The following is a 17309-nucleotide window of genomic DNA, read 5'->3' as shown; positions in this document are numbered from 1 at the left end:
ATTTATATGACTCTTGATATTTCAAAGTACCCAACACTGGCGTTAGCAAATACACCGGAAGAATTACGTCTTCTTCCGAAAGAAACATTACCAAATCTGTGTGATGAACTGCGAACGTATCTGCTAAATTCAGTGAGCCAATCTAGCGGACACTTAGCGTCTGGCTTAGGCACCGTAGAGCTAACTGTCGCTCTGCATTATGTTTACAACACCCCTATCGACAAATTGATCTGGGATGTTGGTCATCAGGCTTACCCGCACAAAATCCTCACCGGACGTCGCGATAAAATGCCAACAATTCGCCAAAAGGATGGTCTACACCCTTTCCCTTGGCGTGAAGAAAGTGAATATGACACCTTATCTGTCGGCCACTCTTCGACATCGATTAGTGCAGGTCTTGGCATGGCCATCAGCGCACAAAAAGAAGGTAAAGGTCGCAAAATCGTCAGTGTGATTGGTGATGGCGCAATTACAGCAGGCATGGCATTCGAAGCCATGAACCACGCTGGCGACGTTCATCCTGATATGTTGGTGATTTTGAACGACAACGAAATGTCGATTTCAGAAAACGTCGGCGCCCTGAATAACCACCTTGCAAAGGTACTTTCTGGTAGCTTATACACTTCTATCCGTGAAGGCGGTAAGAAAGTGCTGTCTGGTGTTCCACCTATTAAAGAGTTGGTTCGCCGTACGGAAGAGCACCTAAAAGGCATGGTGGTGCCTGGTACTCTGTTCGAAGAGTTCGGCTTTAATTACATTGGCCCGGTTGATGGGCACGACGTCAATGAACTCGTCAAAACGCTGAAAAATATGCGTGAGCTCAAAGGTCCTCAATTCCTACACATCATGACCAAGAAAGGCAAAGGTTATGAGCCTGCCGAGAAAGATCCTATCGGCTACCATGCAGTGCCGAAGTTCGCACCGGCAAACAATAGCTTACCGAAGAGCAGTGGCGGTAAGCCAACTTACTCAAAGATCTTCGGTGACTTTTTATGTGACATGGCGGCCCAAGATCCTAAGCTAATGGCAATTACGCCAGCAATGCGCGAAGGATCAGGTATGGTGCGTTTCTCAAAAGAGTACCCAGACCAATACTTTGATGTGGCGATTGCTGAGCAGCACGCAGTGACACTGGCAACAGGCATGGCAATTGCGGGCGATCATCCAATCGTTGCTATCTATTCGACTTTCTTGCAACGTGGTTATGACCAGCTGATCCACGATATCGCGATCATGGACTTACCAGTGATGTTTGCGATCGACCGCGCAGGTCTCGTTGGCGCAGATGGTCAAACTCACCAAGGTGCGTTCGATTTGAGCTTTATGCGCTGTATTCCGAACATGGTGATCATGGCGCCAAGCGACGAAAACGAGTGCCGACAAATGCTTTACACTGGCCATAAGCATTCTGGCCCGAGTGCGGTTCGATACCCTCGTGGTAGCGGCATGGGCGTAGAAATCGAAACTGAGTTTACGGCGTTAGAAATCGGTAAAGGACGCATGGTTCGCCAAGGTGAAAAAGTTGCTATTCTGAACTTTGGTACTTTCTTGGGCAACGCGCTAGAAGCGGCAGAATACCTTAACGCCACTGTTGCTGATATGCGCTTTGTGAAACCGCTCGATGAGGCATTAATTCGTCAACTAGCCGCAGATCATGACGTGCTCGTGACGTTAGAAGAAAATGTTATCGCTGGTGGTGCTGGTGCTGGTGTCGTTGAGTTCATGATGAAAGATAAAATCATCAAACCTGTGTTGAACCTAGGTTTACCAGATGAGTTTATTCATCAGGGAACACAAGATGAACTGCATGAAGAGCTTGGTCTCGATGCAAAAGGAATCGAAAAATCCATCTTGGATTATTTAGCAAAATAGCATGTAAAAAGGGATGCTCATGGCATCCCTTTTTTACGTCCAGTGTTTAGTTCATGGTTTAATTCATCCAGCCAGCGTATTTTGCGACTAGAAACAGGGCAACACCAGCCATAATTCCCGCCACGATATCATCAACCATAATACCCAGCCCACCGTGAACTCGCTTATCTAGCCACCCAATTGGCCAAGGTTTTACCATATCGAAAAAACGAAATAAGATGAAGCCAGTGATCAACCACTTCCATTCAGTGAGTGGAATATTCAGTGCAGGTACAATGCTCATCGTAATCCAAAAGCCCGCAAACTCATCCCATACGATTGAACCATGATCATGTACTTTCATGTCTGCAGACGTCACTTGGCATATTTGAATGCCGATCACACACGAAATCAGAACAACAATGACATACGCCGTAAATGGTAATTGTGCCAACAGCAAAAAGAAAGGCACGGCCGCCAGTGTGCCCATTGTTCCAGGGATAAACGGGGATAATCCACTGCCAAAACCCGTCGCCAATAGATGCCACGGATTCTTTAATGAAATCAGAGAAAGAGGGTTGGTCATATCCTTAAACCTATACTGCTAGTTTGGTTTCAATCGTCATGCCTGCGAGTTACTCAATAGTAACAGGCTCTTGGCTAGAGCTTAGCTCAGATCATTTAAAGTGGTCGAAGCCACTTAAGTCCCAATCAAGTGGTTGATTGTTATCATGCAGCTCGAAGGTTCCATTTGGTCGGATTTGACCAATACATGTGACCTTACAGCCAGTATGAGATAAAGCGCTTTGTAACGAGCCTCGATTTTGCTCCGGCACGGTAAAACACAACTCGTATTCTTCGCCACTTGCTAAAGCATACTGCTGCGCGCTGATCTTATCATCTAAAAACTGGACTAATTCTGAAGAGATCGGTAGCTGAGAGACATCAATACTAACCCCAACCTGAGATCGCTGTAAAATGTGCTTAATATCAGAGATTAAACCATCTGAAATATCTATCGCCGACGAGGCTAAGCCAACAAGAGCTTGTCCAGCAAGCACACGCGGAGAACTAAGATAATGAGCTCGCTCTAGTGCTTCCGCGCCGGCTCTGCTGCGCAGAGAGTCATCTAGAATCACATCCAAGCCAGCTTTTGCATCGCCAAGGTTTCCCGTTACATATACCCAATCCCCAGGCTTGGCTCCGGAACGTGTGAGAGCTTTACCTTCAGGAACAAAACCTTGCACCGTTAGAGTCAGACACAATGGCCCTTTGGTGGTATCACCGCCTATTAACTGAATACCATAGTAATCAGCCAGTTCGAAAAATGCATCACAGAAAGGTGCAAGCCATTCTTCATCTGGCTCAGGCATCGTTAATGCAAAGCTCACCCACGCAGGCGTTGCGCCCATCGCCGCCAAATCACTGATGTTAGAAGCCAATGCTTTGTGTGCGACCCATGCTGGGTTCGCGTCGGCTAAGAAATGCGTTCCAGCTACCAATGTATCCGTGCTAATCGCAATCTGAACATTAGCTGGCGCTTTGACCAAAGCGCAATCATCACCAGCGGCTAGATGGACATCTTTACGTTGGCTCTGACGACCGACGAAGTATTTGTCTATCAGATTAAATTCACCAGACATAATTCACTTACTTTTTGATGTAAAAGCTTTTGATACAAAAAAGGTCAGCATGTGCTGACCTTTTCATTGAAGAAATCGTTATTTCTTACGAATGTGAGGTGCTGCTTTATCAAGTACACCATTCACAAACTTGTGGCTATCTTCTGCTGCGAAAACTTTTGCAAGTTCAATCGCTTCATTGATAACAACTTTGTAAGGAACATCTTCGCGACGAGTCATCTCGTACATAGCAAGGCGAAGAAGAGCAAGTTCCATCATATCTAAATCCTGCATAGGACGAGAGATGTATGGACGAATTTTGCTATCTAGCTCAGCGTGGCTAAGTACAACACCGCTTAATAGTTCACGGAAGTAAGCTACGTCTGTCTCTGGAGCAGCAAGCGCTGGCTCAGATGCATGAAGTTCTTCTTCATCGTATTTGTCGCCAGACAAAAACTGTTCTTCAATCTTGGCAACATTCTCTTTAGTAATTTGCCATGAGTAGATCGCCTGTAGAGCGAATTGACGTGCGTTACGACGTGCGGCTGGTTTCACACTGGCCCCCATTAGGAATCAATTTCAGATAGTACATTAATCATTTCAAGTGCGCTTAGTGCAGCCTCTGCACCTTTATTACCAGCCTTGGTTCCTGCGCGTTCAATCGCTTGATCGATCGTATCAACAGTCAAAACACCAAATGCTACTGGAATGCTGAATTCCATAGACACTTGTGCTAGACCTTTGTTCATTTCACTACAAACATAGTCAAAGTGAGGCGTTCCACCGCGAATAACAGACCCTAGAGAAACAATAGCGTCGAATTTGCCAGTTTTAGCAACACGCTGAGCTACTAGAGGTAGTTCTACGGCACCTGGACAACGCACAACCGTGATGTTGTCTTCGCTTACTTGTCCGTGACGCTTTAGTGTATCGATCGCACCAGAAAGTAGGCTTTCGTTAATAAAACTGTTGAAACGAGAAATAACGATAGCAATTTTTGCATTTGGCGCTGGGAAGCCACCCTCGATCACTTTCATAAGCTTTCCTTTAACTCTATTTATAAGTGAAATATGTTCATCAAGTGAGAATCGCCGGATTCTAGCACAAATTTGTGAGCAATATCTAATGGAAATTGGAGGCAAATCACTGGTTCCTAGCCATTGACGAGTTAAGCACGTCAAAGACTAGGAACTTATTGTTCGGTTGTTACTCGCAGACGTACTCAACAACGTTCAGACCAAAACCACCTAACGCGTGGTACTTTTTGTTGGTCGATGACAGAAGACGCATATCATGTACACCGAGATCCGCAAGAATCTGTGAACCAACGCCAACACGGCGAGACGTGCCTTGTTTTTTAGCAAGCGTTGGTGCTTCACCTTTGTCTTGCGCTTCGAACATCTTCACGCGATGAATAAGTAGATCGGTCGATTCTTCATGGCCAAGAACAACCAGTACACCGCCCTCTTCACCAATGCGTTTCATTGCCTTATCTAGTGTCCAGCTGCGCTCTGCATTACGATCGCTACGTAGTAAGTCGGTAAAAACGTCTTGAAGATGAACGCGAACCAGTGGCGCTTTTTCTTTCAAATCGCCCTTGCACATTGCGTAGTGCACTTGGTTATCAATGGTGTCTTTGTACGTGACTAACGTGAACTCGCCAAACTCTGTCGGTAACTTGCACTCTGCCACACGTTCAATCGTTGTCTCAGTGTTATTGCGGTACTCAATTAGGTCGGCAATAGTGCCCAATTTAATACCGTGCTTCTCTGCAAAGATCTCTAGATCTGGGCGACGAGCCATCGTGCCGTCGTCATTTAAGATCTCAACAATCACCGATGCTGGCTCTAAACCAGCAAGACGAGCCAAATCACAGCCAGCTTCAGTGTGACCTGCGCGAGTCAGTACACCGCCGTCTTGAGCTGCGAGAGGGAAGATGTGACCAGGCTGCACCAAATCCGCAGCTTTAGCGTTTGGCGCGACTGCTGCTTGAACGGTACGTGCGCGATCTGCGGCTGAAATACCAGTCGTTACCCCTTCTGCTGCCTCAATCGAAACAGTAAAGTTGGTGGTGTATTGCGCATTATTGTCTTGCACCATTGGTGGCAGACCTAGACTTTCGCAACGATCTTTGGTCATGGTTAAACAAATCAGGCCACGGCCATAGGTTGCCATAAAGTTGATGGCTTCCGGCGTAATATGCTCGGCAGCCATGATCAAGTCACCTTCATTCTCGCGGTCTTCATCATCCATTAGGATGACCATTTTGCCTGCGCGAATATCATCAATAATTTCTTGTGGCGTACTGATTGGCATAGTCTGTTATCCCGTTATTCTAAATTTGTTATTGCGACAGCAATGAAAAATTACGTTGCAGTGAATGCTAGTTAGGTCAATAGTTTGAGCTTTGCATTAAGCAAGTCAATGAATCTCGCGGTGTTCTGTGAGTCTGCTCTTTATCGCATGCCTCACGCAGCCACTCCCAAGACTTATGCAAAACCGTTTTGCTGTAAAAAGTCCATCGTGATACGAGACTCGGCCTTATCTTCTTGTTGTCCTTGCAGTAAACGCTCCATATAACGCGCAAGTACATCAACTTCTAAGTTGACTTTGCGCCCCACTTGAAACTGGTCAATCGTAGTTTCTTCACTCGTATGAGGAACGATCATCAGCTTAAAAGCATTTTTACGTAAGTCGTTGACGGTTAGGCTAATACCATCAACAGTAATCGAGCCTTTCTCTGCAACGTACTTGCTAATTTCCGCAGGCATTGCAACCCAAAACTCTATCGCACGGCCAACTGAATTGCGTTCGACAATTTCACCAACCCCATCGACATGGCCAGAAACGATATGTCCACCCAATCGCGTTGTTGGCAACATGGCTTTTTCTAGATTCACCTTATCGCCTACTTGGTATTCAGCAAACCCAGTTTTCTTCAAGGTTTCTAATGACAGATCAGCACTGTAATAGTGGCTTCCGAAGTCAACTACCGTTAAGCAAACACCATTGGTCGCAATGCTATCGCCTAACTTAACGTCTGACATATCAAGCGTACCCGTTTCAACCGTGACGGTGATGTCTTCGCCCTTCGGCGTAATCGCAGCTAACTTGCCAACTGCTTCTACTATTCCTGTAAACATACTATTTCTTATCTAATTTCATTACGTTTTATGGTGGCGGTGATGCGAATGTCTACCCCAACCATACGAACGTCTGTAATGTTTAAATCTATGACGTCAGCCATAGCGCTTAACCCTAAAGCACCGATAAGCCCCCGACCATCGCTGCCCATGAGTTTTGGCGCAAGGTAAACAATGAGCTCATCTACAAGATTAGCCTTTATCATCGCACTCGCTAGCGTAGCTCCAGCTTCAACCCATAAGTGATTGATGTGGTGCTCATCCGAGATACGTTTTAATGTCGTTGATAAGTCAATTTGGTCAGCGCTGTCCAATAGAGGGATACAGTCTCCATCAGAGCGAACAATAACTCGCTCTCCATCGGTATGGAACAGCTTGAGCGCATCAGTTAAATGGTTCTGACGATCTAAGATTACACGTACTGGTTGACGAAGCTCTTCTTGTAAATACTGCGCTTGAACACTATCAGGTAAGTCATCCCAGCGCACGTTGAGTGATGCATTATCATCAATCACCGTTTTGCTAGTAGAAAGAATGCCACCACTCATTGCTCGATAACGCTGCACATCTTGGCGGGCCGCTGGGGAGGTGATCCATTGGCTCTGACCATTATTGAGTGCGCTTTGCCCATCCAAACTGGCTGCCATTTTTAATTGAACAAACGGCATGCCTGTACGCATGTACTTTATAAAACCAGGGTTAAGGGCAAGGGCATCTTGCTCTAACAAGCCGATTTGTACTTCAATTCCGGCATCACGTAACATCTGGATGCCGCGACCTGCAACTTTCGGGTTTGGGTCTACCATGGCGCAAACCACACGTGCCACTTTGGCTTTAATCAGCCCTTCGGCACATGGCGGTGTACGGCCGTAATGAGAGCAAGGTTCTAGCGTCACATAAGCGGTTGCACCAACTGCTTTTTCACCCGCCATGCGCATCGCGTGCACTTCGGCATGCGGCTCACCAGCACGATGGTGATAGCCTTCACCGACAATTTCTTCATCACGAACGATGACACACCCTACATTTGGATTAGGGGCGGTGGTAAAAATGCCACGTTTCGCTAACTTAATAGCTCGTGACATCATGGCGAAATCTAAATCAGAAAACGCTCTTTCAGGAATGTGTTGAGTCATGAGCTACTCAGTCTTCTAGGCGGGCAATCTCTTCGCCAAACTCGCGAATATCTTCAAAGCTGCGGTAAACGGAAGCGAAACGAATGTAAGCCACCTTATCGAGCTCTTTGAGCTGGTCCATGACTAAATTACCAATCATTTCACTCGGAACCTCTCGCTCACCCGTCGCACGCAGCTGTGATTTGATCATACTGATCGCTAACTCTATAGAATCGGCACTCACTGGGCGTTTCTCTAAAGCGCGTTGAATACCGCCAACCATTTTATCTTCGTCAAATGGTTCACGGTTGCCATTCGATTTGATCACTTTAGGCATCACTAACTCTGCGCTTTCAAACGTAGTGAAACGCTCGCTACACGCCAAGCACTGACGGCGACGTCGAACTTGATGGCCATCAGCCACTAAACGGGAATCAATAACTTTGGTATCGTTCTCGGAACAAAAAGGACAATGCATATCACCTCCATATCTATACCAAAATAACCTCATGAGCAATCACGGATAACCACGCGTTCATGGTTATACGGACTCTATTAAAGCTATTTGGGTATAACGCTTTCAAACCGAAATAAAAGCTCATGTAGTGTAGCGGAATTGGTATGTTAGACAAAACAAAAAGGGGCGCAAAGGCCCCTTTTTCACTCAAGATCTCGTCGAATGTGTTAACTGCGTGCTAAGTAGTTCGCTTTACCAACCCACTTGTAGCTAGTTAGCTCTTCTAAGCCCATCGGACCGCGTGCATGTAGCTTTTGCGTAGATACTGCGACTTCTGCGCCAAGGCCAAATTGCGCACCGTCTGTAAAGCGCGTTGAAGCATTCACATAAACCGCCGCCGAACCGACAGAATTGATGAACAGTTCTGAGTTTTCCAAACTATTGGTCATGATCGCATCTGAGTGGCTCGCGTTATGGACACGCATATGATCAATGGCATCTTTCACATCAGACACAACTTTTACACCAAGAGTGTAGCTCAACCATTCCGTATCAAAGTCACCTTCAACAGCATCGCGAATTTGTGTTGCTTGAGCCATCAGTGCTTTTGCCTTAGGCTCTGTCACGAAGGTCACTTTATCGTTCATGCGCTCTACGATCATTGGTAGGAATTGCGCTGCAATTTTTTCATGCACGAGCAGCGTATCTAATGAGTTACACGCAGATGGACGTTGAACTTTAGAGTTCTCAACCACATTCAGGGATTTCTCTAGATCAGCGGATTCGTCGACAAAGATATGGCTGATACCAAAGCCACCAATAATCACCGGAATCGTGCTGTTTTCTTTACACATTTTGTGTAGGCCAGCACCACCGCGTGGAATGATCATGTCGACGTAATCGTCCAACTTAAGCAATTGAGAAACAAGCTCACGATCTGGTTTTTCAATGTACTGCACAGAAGCGGCTGGAAGGTTCGCCTTTGCGAGCGCAGACTGAATAACCTTCACTAATTCCATATTCGAGAAAAAGGTCTCTTTGCCACCACGTAAAATGCTTGCGTTGCCGGTTTTCAAGCACAACGCTGCGATATCAATGGTGACGTTTGGGCGCGCTTCATAAATTACGCCCACGACACCAAGCGGCACGCGACGACGAGACAGTGACATCCCATTTTCCAGTACCTTACTGTCTATTTCGCTGCCTACAGGATCGTTCAAGCTAATGACGTTGCGAACATCATTCGCAATTGCAGTCAATCGTTCTTCATTAAGCAAAAGGCGATCGAGCAGCGCATCGGTTAAACCCGCTTCACGGCCAAGTTCGATGTCTTTAGCGTTTGCCGCCAAAATAGCAGCAGAGTTTGCTTCTAGCTCATCAGCGATGATGGCTAATGCTTGGTTCTTTTGCGTAGTTGACGCTGTCGCTAATTCGAAAGCTGCATCTTTAGCAGCTTTACCCATATTCGTTAAATCCACTTTGCTTCCCTCTAATTCTATTCCTGAATGACGACCAGATCATCGCGGTGAATCACCTCAGAGCCATAATCATGCCCCAAAATAGAGATGATATCTTTACTGTGTTTGCCCGTAATTTTAGTTAGGTCATCACTTGAGTAGGCGCTGATGCCACGAGCCACCAACTTACCGTGAGCGTTTGTTACACGCGCCACTTCGCCTCGTGCGAAGTCACCACTAACTTTGATGACCCCTTTAGCAAGTAGGCTACTGCCCTTGCCGACCACAGCATTGACTGCACCATCATCAATAACGATGTCGCCCGATGCCGCAGGTCCCGCTAGAATCCAGCGTTTACGGTTCTCTAAGGCTTCAGCGCAAGGTAGGAAGCGCGTGCCCTGAGGTTCAGCACTTAAAGAGTCAAAGATAACATTCGGCGCACTACCAGCAGCAATAATAACCTCGATACCTGCGCGGCGAGCGATGTCTGCGGCTTGCAGCTTCGTTGCCATACCACCAGTACCCAATGTTGTACCGCTTCCACCTGCGATTTTACGCAGCGTATCGTCGATGGTTTTTACTTCCTTGATAAGCTCTGCGTTCGGATCTTTACGAGGGTCAGCAGTAAACAGACCTTTTTGGTCCGTTAAAAGCAAGAGCTTATCTGCACCACATAAAATGCCTACCAAAGCGGAAAGGTTGTCGTTATCGCCAACTTTAATCTCGCTAGTCGCAACGGCATCATTTTCGTTTACGATAGGAACAATATCGTTCGCAACGAGCGCATTAATAGTGTCACGCGCGTTAAGGAATCGCTCACGATCTTCTAAATCGGCACGGGTTAGTAGCATTTGGCCGATCTTGATACCATAAATACCAAACAAAGACTCCCATGTTTGAATCAAGCGACTCTGCCCCACCGCGGCAAGTAACTGCTTACTCGCCATCTCGTTGGGCAATGCGGGGTAACCAAGATGCTCACGGCCTGCTGCAATCGCACCAGACGAAACCATTACGATTGAATGGCCTTGTTTTTTAAGCTCAGCACACTGGCGTGCTAACTCAACCATGTGTGCACGGTCGAGTGCCAGAGTGCCGCCTGTCAGCACACTTGTACCCAGTTTCACAACGACAGTTTGTGGTTGTGAAACAACTGCATTTTGTTGATTCGTTGTCATGATGTCTTCTGAAGTGAAAAACAAATAAAGAGAGGATGTTTTAACAATCAAATAGGGAATTAACAAGAGAAAAGGTGCGTTTTCGCACCTTTTTGTTTGGTATTAAATGAAAACAACCAAATTAAGCGAAATCGAAAGACTCCGTGTGATATTCGACTTCTAATTTGAAGTGTTCTTCTAAAGTATCAACCAGCTTTTGATGGAATGTGCTCTGCGTGAGATACACTTCCTCTACCACTTTTTTGGGAAGGGCTTCAGATACCCATTGCCCTTCTTTGTTGTACTTGCCAATATGATATTTAGCAGTAAAACCTCCCTCGATGGATTCCAAATCCATCCACCAGCCCCAAAATTCACGCTTCTCAGGCGATTTTTTGTCGTCTACACATACAGATAAACAATCAAAATAATAGCGCCCTTCTTGCGATTGTGGTTCGCGCAGGTAAGGCCCTATCGCCTTCAACTTTGACATCAAGCGAAAGTGAGTCGGGCCCTGAGTCGTCTCTGACATATGAATCTCCGTTTTCATAGTTAAAAGTAAACACCCAAGAATGATTATTATTTTTAATTATCATGAGCTTATTTTTTGCTCAGATATATCACTCTTAACTAATTTAGGAGAATTGTCACCCTAATAATTCATCTTCTAGCCACTTTATGGCTAAATCGAGGGATTGCTCATATCCTTTTGTAATTGTTTTGGAACTGATTTTTTTCGCTCTACCATACTGGCTAAATAGAGCAACAAGTTGATTATCACTGTGTGGCGACACTGGATCGCCCTCAAGACTCAAAGCCAAAATAGGCACTTTGGTTTTTCGACTGCTCAGGAAGCCCTGAACCTTCAATGACCACGCCATCATCTGACCAGCCATGCTATTAATATCAACCGCATTTTTCCCCAAACGGGAAGCCAAAAGATCTAGGTACATCTTCGGCATTTTTTGTAACTTCTTAGGGGAAGTAAAAATATCATGTACGGGTGCGCCTAGAGCGACACAAGCTTTGATCTTTTCTTGCTCGACAAAAGAGAGTCTGATCATGGCATTACCACCAAAACGAAACCCAACTAACCCCACTTTGTGATGATCAACCCAAGGTAGCGAGTAAAGCTCATTCAATACCGCTTGATGTAGGCAACTTGAATTCTCGGTCAAGGGCCAATGAGAGCTATGCCCTACTGAAGGCATGTCCACGGTTAACATCGCAATATCTCGCGGTGCAAGACGATTACGGAACAAACGCCACATGTCGGTTTGTAGAGTATCCAAACCAGCGCTCACCATGACCACAGGCAACTGTTTATCCGTTCTTGGTAAATGGAGGTTCGCGATGATTTTGCGATTTTGGTAAGGCACTTCAATTTGCTTGATGGTGTACTTAGTTTTTTCTGCGCCGTCAGAATACGCTTTGTTTGCCAGAACTTGAGCTTGCGATGCCAAGTTGTCATTTTTTAAATGTGGGTAGCCTGCAATACTAAAACACAAAGAAGCAGTGAAGAGTTCATCCGCTGCCTCTTCTCCTTGCATTTCATTTGCTCGCTTCTGATGATCCATACCAAGCTTGATCCACTCAAATGTCCAGTTACCACTGTGATAACCCATTACAGTGTCTAACCAATCATCATTGGTTCGCGAGTGAGATGATGAAGCAATTTTGGACAGTACGCCTTCCATTTCGATCGGAGACAATCCTTGCCAAGCCCATTGCAAGCGACGCAAATGACGATACCAAGCACGATCACCCTGCGCTTCTCGTTCATCAAGTATTTTTTTACTGGTCGGCATGTACTGGGTAAGCGCGGAGGTTTCTTTTGCTTGCTTATGTTTCACGAACAAAGTTTCGGAAAGATTTTTACTGACGTCTTCAGACATAGGAAGAACCCTAGGCTATTAGCATGATTTAATATCATAATAAAAAAAATGCCCCTATAAAGGGGCATTTCTCAATATTCTTTAACCGCGCTTATTTTTGCTTGCGGTTTACTGGCTCAGCATACTGGATTGACATATCCCAAGGCTGCTCGATCCAAGTGTCTTGAGCAATATCTACAACGTAATCATCCAGCAGCTCTTTGCCTGATGGTTTCGCACACACAGCGATCATTTTCGCTTTTGGATACATCTCACGTAGTTTGCGCGCTGTATCACCACTGTCTACTAGGTCTTCAACGATTAGGTAACCTTCGCCATCACCTTCAGGTGCTTTTAGTACCGTCATATCGCGCTGATGATCATGGTCGTAGCTTGAAATACAGATTGTATCAACGTAACGAATACCCAGTTCACGAGCTAAAATAGCGCCAGGAACCAAACCGCCGCGGCTTACCGCCCAAATTCCTTTCCATTGCTCAGCTGGCATTTGTTTCTCAGCCAGTTCACGGCAGTAAGTCTGCATTGCATCCCAAGTGATAATGAATTTTTTACTCATTGTAATAACCTAATAATTTGAAAATATGCATCCTCAAAATCTAGCGAAGTCACTCAAAAGCGGAATGCTCACTAACTTCTCCAAAATGTTTGGAGACGAGGATTTCAAGCTGCGCAAACGATTATTCTACCGAAACACACCGCTAATACCAACGGTGATATCAAAATTCTCTGCCTATTCCGCAGAAAAACCGTCTTCTGTGAACAACGTAAAAAAGAAAAAGCCAGCGTGAATAAATCCACACTGGCTTTTTGCTCGAGAAATTAACCGACGAGGTATTTAACGATGAAGATGGCTGACATCACCCATACACTCATCGACACTTCACGGCCCTTACCGCTGAATAACTTGATCGCCGCGTATGCGATAAAGCCTAACGTGATACCTTCTGCAATCGAGAATGTTAGCGGCATAACTAAACAAGTCACAACAACTGGGGACGCTTCAGTTAGGTCACGCCAATCAATGCTTACTAGCCCAGACAGCATCAAGATCGCCACATAGAATAGCGCACCTGACGTTGCATAAGCAGGGATCATACCCGCAAGTGGTGAGAACAATAGAGCAAGTAGGAAGAGTACACCAACAACCACGGCTGTTAGACCAGTACGCCCACCCGCAGCTACACCAGAAACGCTTTCAATATAAGATGTCGTGTTGGAGGTACCAAGTAATGCACCTACTGACGTTGCTGTTGAGTCTGCAAGTAACGCTTTGTTTAAACGAGGGATGTTGCCATTCTCATCAGTTAGACCAGCTTTTTGAGAAACGCCAACGAGCGTACCTGCGGTGTCAAATAAATCGACAAATAGGAAAGCAAATACGACGGAAATCATGCCTACTTCAAACAAACCAGAGAAATCCAGTTGCATGAAAGTTGGCGCAATGCTTGGTGGCGTTGACATAATACCGCCCCACTGCACATCACCAAATAGAAGACCAAGCGCTGTAACGCCAAGAATGGCGATCATCACCGCACCTTTCACACCACGGTGAACCAGTGCAATCGTAAGAAAGAAGCCAATCGCGGCCAATACAGATGGCAATGATGTGATCTCTCCCATAGAAACTAATGTCGCTGGGTTATCAACGACGATACCTGCATTTTTTAATGCGATAAACGCTAAGAAAAGACCAATACCAGCTGAAATACCTGTTCGTAGAGAATGCGGGATCGAGTTAATAATCCACTCACGGATCTTAAATACGCTTAAAAGAATGAACAGAAGGCCAGAAACAAATACAGCCGCCAACGCAACTTGCCACGTATAACCCATTCCCAATACAACAGAGTAAGTAAAAAATGCGTTCAGGCCCATTCCTGGTGCCTGTGCGATTGGGTAATTGGCAACAAATCCCATGATAAAACAGCCGATTGCGGCAGCAAGACAAGTCGCGACAAAAATGGCGCCACGGTCCATACCGGTATCCGACAGGATCGCTGGGTTTACAAAAATAATGTAAGCCATAGTTAGGAAGGTCGTAACACCTGCAATGATCTCAGTGCGCACATTTGTGCCATTTTCACTGAGTTTAAAAAGCCTCTCGAGCATGATCGAATCCTGTAAAGGTAAAAAGTAAACGGTTGCGTAATCGATTGGCGGGAATTATAAAGTTATCAAATAGCAAATTCTAGATAGAATCTTCACTCTAATGCGTTTTTTTTCTTTGGATATGAAACACATTCTCTAATCTATCATAGCAAGCAAAGAAATATATTCTTATAAAACAATAGGTAACCCAGATAACACAGTTCTCTAAAAGAGAATAAAAACTGAGCAATGTACTAAACTTTCAGATGAAAAAGGCCCATTTTAAACATGGTATCTAACAGATTTGATGGAAAAGTCGATAAAACCGAAGAATGGGGAATAGAAGAAGGCTTTGATGGCAATAAGTGAGTCAGGAAGAGAAAATAGAGATAAAAAAACGCCACCCAATTTGGGTGGCGGTGAATCATGTCAGCACTATCACTGAAAAAAAATTCCAATTTATAGGGGTGAACAAACTGTTCGAGTCACATGCGTTGACTTCACTTAGTAGCCAAAGCTTGTTGGGTATACAAAGTTACCGGTGTAAACAGACTTGCTATTCCAGAACATTGTACTTGGTAAACCTTTCATAACTATCACCTTTTAAATCAATTAAACATTCGTTGATTTCTCGGTTCCTTGGAGGCGATAAAACGGACTCATCCTTTGAGCATTTCATTCTTCTCTCAGAAGCTGGTTACAAATATACCACCAAGAAATTTAATTACAAGCATTTTAGTGATTGGAATCACAAAAAATGCACAAATTGACCTTTATCAAAGTTTATGTGTAATTAAATTACAATTTTATGAATTAAAAAATAAAGCCACTTTCAGAATATATGATAGAGAACACATAGTGCTTGTTATTGTATTCACAAACTGTGACAGTTCTGAGAGAAATCCTTGTGATCGCGACTACTCGTACTCTTTATCTGGTGGTATGCTAACGGCAATTTGAAGGCCAAATCGTATAGCATTTAATGCTACCTTGATAATATTTTTACGGTATATATTTGGCAAAGCACATCAAAAGGAGTCATCCGTGTCTGAGTTCCATTCTGAGATCAGTACCTTATCACCTGCTCCACTTTGGCAGTTTTTCGATAAGATTTGTTCTATCCCTCATCCATCGAAACATGAAGAAGCATTAGCACAGTACATTATCAACTGGGCAACAGAGCAAGGCTTTGACGTTCGCCGTGATCCAACCGGTAACGTGTTCATCAAAAAGCCCGCGACACCAGGAATGGAAAATAAGAAGGCTGTTGTACTTCAAGCACACATCGACATGGTGCCGCAGAAAAACGAAGACACTGAACACGACTTCACCAAAGATCCAATCCAACCTTACATCAATGGCGAATGGGTAACTGCGAAAGGCACGACGCTTGGTGCAGATAACGGTATTGGTATGGCTTCTTGCCTTGCTGTATTGGCATCTAAAGATATTAAGCACGGTCCACTCGAAGTTCTGCTGACGATTGATGAAGAAGCAGGCATGACTGGCGCATTTGGCCTTGAAGCTGGTTGGTTAGAGGGTGAGATTCTTCTAAATACAGACTCTGAACAAGAAGGCGAAGTCTACATGGGTTGTGCAGGTGGCGTTGATGGCACCATGACTTTCGATATTTCTCGAGAATCAACGCCTGCAGGTTTTGTAACACGCCAACTGACGCTGAAAGGCCTAAAAGGTGGTCACTCAGGTTGTGACATTCACACAGGTCGCGGTAATGCCAACAAATTACTTGGTCGTTTCCTTGCCGGTCATGCTCAAGAGCTTGATTTACGTTTAGTCGAATTCCGTGGTGGTAGCTTACGTAATGCAATCCCTCGCGAAGCGTTTGTTACTGTCGCGCTTCCTGTCGAAAACCAAGACAAGCTTGCTGAGCTGTTCAACCACTACACTGAGCTGCTTAAAACTGAATTGGGTAAAATCGAAACAGGTATCGTAACCTTTAATGAAGTGATCACGACTGACGCGCAAGTATTTTCAATCGCCGATCAGCAACGATTCATTGCGGCACTTAACGCTTGTCCAAACGGCGTAATCCGTATGAGTGATGAGGTGGAAGGCGTTGTTGAAACTTCTCTAAACGTTGGTGTGATCAGCACAGAAGAAAATAAAGTCACCGTGCTTTGCTTGATTCGTTCTCTCATTGACTCTGGCCGTAGCCAAGTGGAAAGCATGCTGCGCTCGATTACTGAGCTAGCAGGCGCACAAATTCAGTTCTCAGGCGCTTACCCTGGCTGGAAGCCAGATGCAGATTCCGAGATCATGGCAATTTTCCGTGATATGTATGAAGGCATTTACGGTCATAAGCCGAACATCATGGTCATCCATGCTGGTCTTGAGTGTGGCCTATTTAAAGAACCATACCCACACATGGATATGGTTTCTTTCGGTCCAACAATAAAATTCCCTCACTCTCCAGATGAGAAAGTGAAGATTGATACTGTTCAGTTGTACTGGGAACAGATGGTCGCGCTTTTAGAAGCGATTCCAGAGAAAGCATAATTCAATC

The 17309-nt window shown here is 45.1% G+C and carries 16 protein-coding genes; 2 read left to right on the top strand and 14 right to left on the bottom strand.

Features of this window, described 5'->3' with window-relative positions; genetic code table 11:
• Positions 1-6 precede the first annotated feature (6 nt).
• The gene (gene dxs / locus R7Z47_RS15685) at positions 7-1872 is read left to right on the top strand and encodes a 1-deoxy-D-xylulose-5-phosphate synthase (RefSeq protein ID WP_167415051.1); all 1866 of its coding nucleotides are present in this window, start codon (positions 7-9) and stop codon (positions 1870-1872) included.
• 58 nt (positions 1873-1930) lie between these two features.
• Here dxs and pgpA read toward each other — a convergent pair whose 3' ends face one another.
• The 14 genes from pgpA to R7Z47_RS15615 form a co-directional block, all read right to left on the bottom strand.
• Complete coding sequence (gene pgpA, locus R7Z47_RS15680) at positions 1931-2437, bottom strand: phosphatidylglycerophosphatase A (protein WP_005381569.1); 507 nt, start codon at positions 2435-2437, stop codon at positions 1931-1933.
• Positions 2438-2528: 91 nt separating this feature from the next.
• Positions 2529-3494: a thiamine-phosphate kinase gene (gene thiL, locus R7Z47_RS15675; protein ID WP_167415050.1), complete on the bottom strand. Its 966-nt coding sequence runs from the start codon at positions 3492-3494 to the stop codon at positions 2529-2531.
• Positions 3495-3572: 78 nt separating this feature from the next.
• Positions 3573-4040 (bottom strand): transcription antitermination factor NusB, encoded by a 468-nt coding sequence (gene nusB, locus R7Z47_RS15670; RefSeq protein WP_005381571.1) that lies wholly within the window; start codon positions 4038-4040, stop codon positions 3573-3575.
• Positions 4040-4510: a 6,7-dimethyl-8-ribityllumazine synthase gene (gene ribE, locus R7Z47_RS15665; RefSeq protein ID WP_005381572.1), complete on the bottom strand. Its 471-nt coding sequence runs from the start codon at positions 4508-4510 to the stop codon at positions 4040-4042. Before ribE ends, nusB begins: the two co-directional genes overlap by 1 nt.
• A gap of 169 nt (positions 4511-4679) precedes the next feature.
• Positions 4680-5789, bottom strand: a complete 1110-nt coding sequence (ribBA, locus tag R7Z47_RS15660) for a bifunctional 3,4-dihydroxy-2-butanone-4-phosphate synthase/GTP cyclohydrolase II (RefSeq protein WP_005381573.1) — start codon at positions 5787-5789, stop codon at positions 4680-4682.
• 173 nt (positions 5790-5962) lie between these two features.
• Positions 5963-6616: a riboflavin synthase gene (locus tag R7Z47_RS15655; RefSeq protein ID WP_262606889.1), complete on the bottom strand. Its 654-nt coding sequence runs from the start codon at positions 6614-6616 to the stop codon at positions 5963-5965.
• Between the two features lie 8 nt (positions 6617-6624).
• Positions 6625-7752, bottom strand: a complete 1128-nt coding sequence (gene ribD, locus R7Z47_RS15650; protein ID WP_213962966.1) for a bifunctional diaminohydroxyphosphoribosylaminopyrimidine deaminase/5-amino-6-(5-phosphoribosylamino)uracil reductase RibD — start codon at positions 7750-7752, stop codon at positions 6625-6627.
• Positions 7753-7759: 7 nt separating this feature from the next.
• Positions 7760-8209 (bottom strand): transcriptional regulator NrdR, encoded by a 450-nt coding sequence (gene nrdR / locus R7Z47_RS15645; RefSeq protein WP_005381578.1) that lies wholly within the window; start codon positions 8207-8209, stop codon positions 7760-7762.
• A gap of 206 nt (positions 8210-8415) precedes the next feature.
• Positions 8416-9666 carry a glutamate-5-semialdehyde dehydrogenase gene (locus R7Z47_RS15640; protein WP_213962967.1) on the bottom strand — a complete coding sequence of 417 codons (1251 nt, stop codon included), beginning with the start codon at positions 9664-9666 and terminating at the stop codon, positions 8416-8418.
• A gap of 17 nt (positions 9667-9683) precedes the next feature.
• Positions 9684-10823, bottom strand: coding sequence for a glutamate 5-kinase (gene proB / locus R7Z47_RS15635; protein ID WP_005383771.1), 1140 nt, complete (start codon positions 10821-10823; stop codon positions 9684-9686).
• Positions 10824-10944: 121 nt separating this feature from the next.
• Positions 10945-11334, bottom strand: coding sequence for a sigma factor-binding protein Crl (gene crl, locus R7Z47_RS15630; protein WP_005381584.1), 390 nt, complete (start codon positions 11332-11334; stop codon positions 10945-10947).
• Between the two features lie 115 nt (positions 11335-11449).
• The gene (gene frsA, locus R7Z47_RS15625) at positions 11450-12697 is read right to left on the bottom strand and encodes an esterase FrsA (RefSeq protein WP_054579045.1); all 1248 of its coding nucleotides are present in this window, start codon (positions 12695-12697) and stop codon (positions 11450-11452) included.
• A 91-nt stretch (positions 12698-12788) separates the two neighbouring features.
• Positions 12789-13253: an oxytetracycline resistance phosphoribosyltransferase domain-containing protein Tet(34) gene (gene tet(34) / locus R7Z47_RS15620; protein ID WP_005381590.1), complete on the bottom strand. Its 465-nt coding sequence runs from the start codon at positions 13251-13253 to the stop codon at positions 12789-12791.
• 263 nt (positions 13254-13516) lie between these two features.
• The gene (locus R7Z47_RS15615) at positions 13517-14806 is read right to left on the bottom strand and encodes an NCS2 family permease (protein WP_005381592.1); all 1290 of its coding nucleotides are present in this window, start codon (positions 14804-14806) and stop codon (positions 13517-13519) included.
• A 1023-nt stretch (positions 14807-15829) separates the two neighbouring features.
• On the opposite strand from R7Z47_RS15615, the gene R7Z47_RS15610 reads away from it, so the two are divergent.
• Positions 15830-17302 (top strand): aminoacyl-histidine dipeptidase, encoded by a 1473-nt coding sequence (locus R7Z47_RS15610; protein ID WP_042521203.1) that lies wholly within the window; start codon positions 15830-15832, stop codon positions 17300-17302.
• The last annotated feature ends 7 nt before the right edge of the window (positions 17303-17309 follow it).

The sequence above is a fragment of the Vibrio sp. 1641 genome (genome assembly GCF_033339995.1).
In the GTDB taxonomy this organism is placed as follows: Bacteria; Pseudomonadota; Gammaproteobacteria; order Enterobacterales; family Vibrionaceae; genus Vibrio; species Vibrio alginolyticus.
The sequence above is the reverse complement of the archived record's forward strand: the minus strand, read 5'-3'. Positions and strand labels throughout refer to the sequence as shown.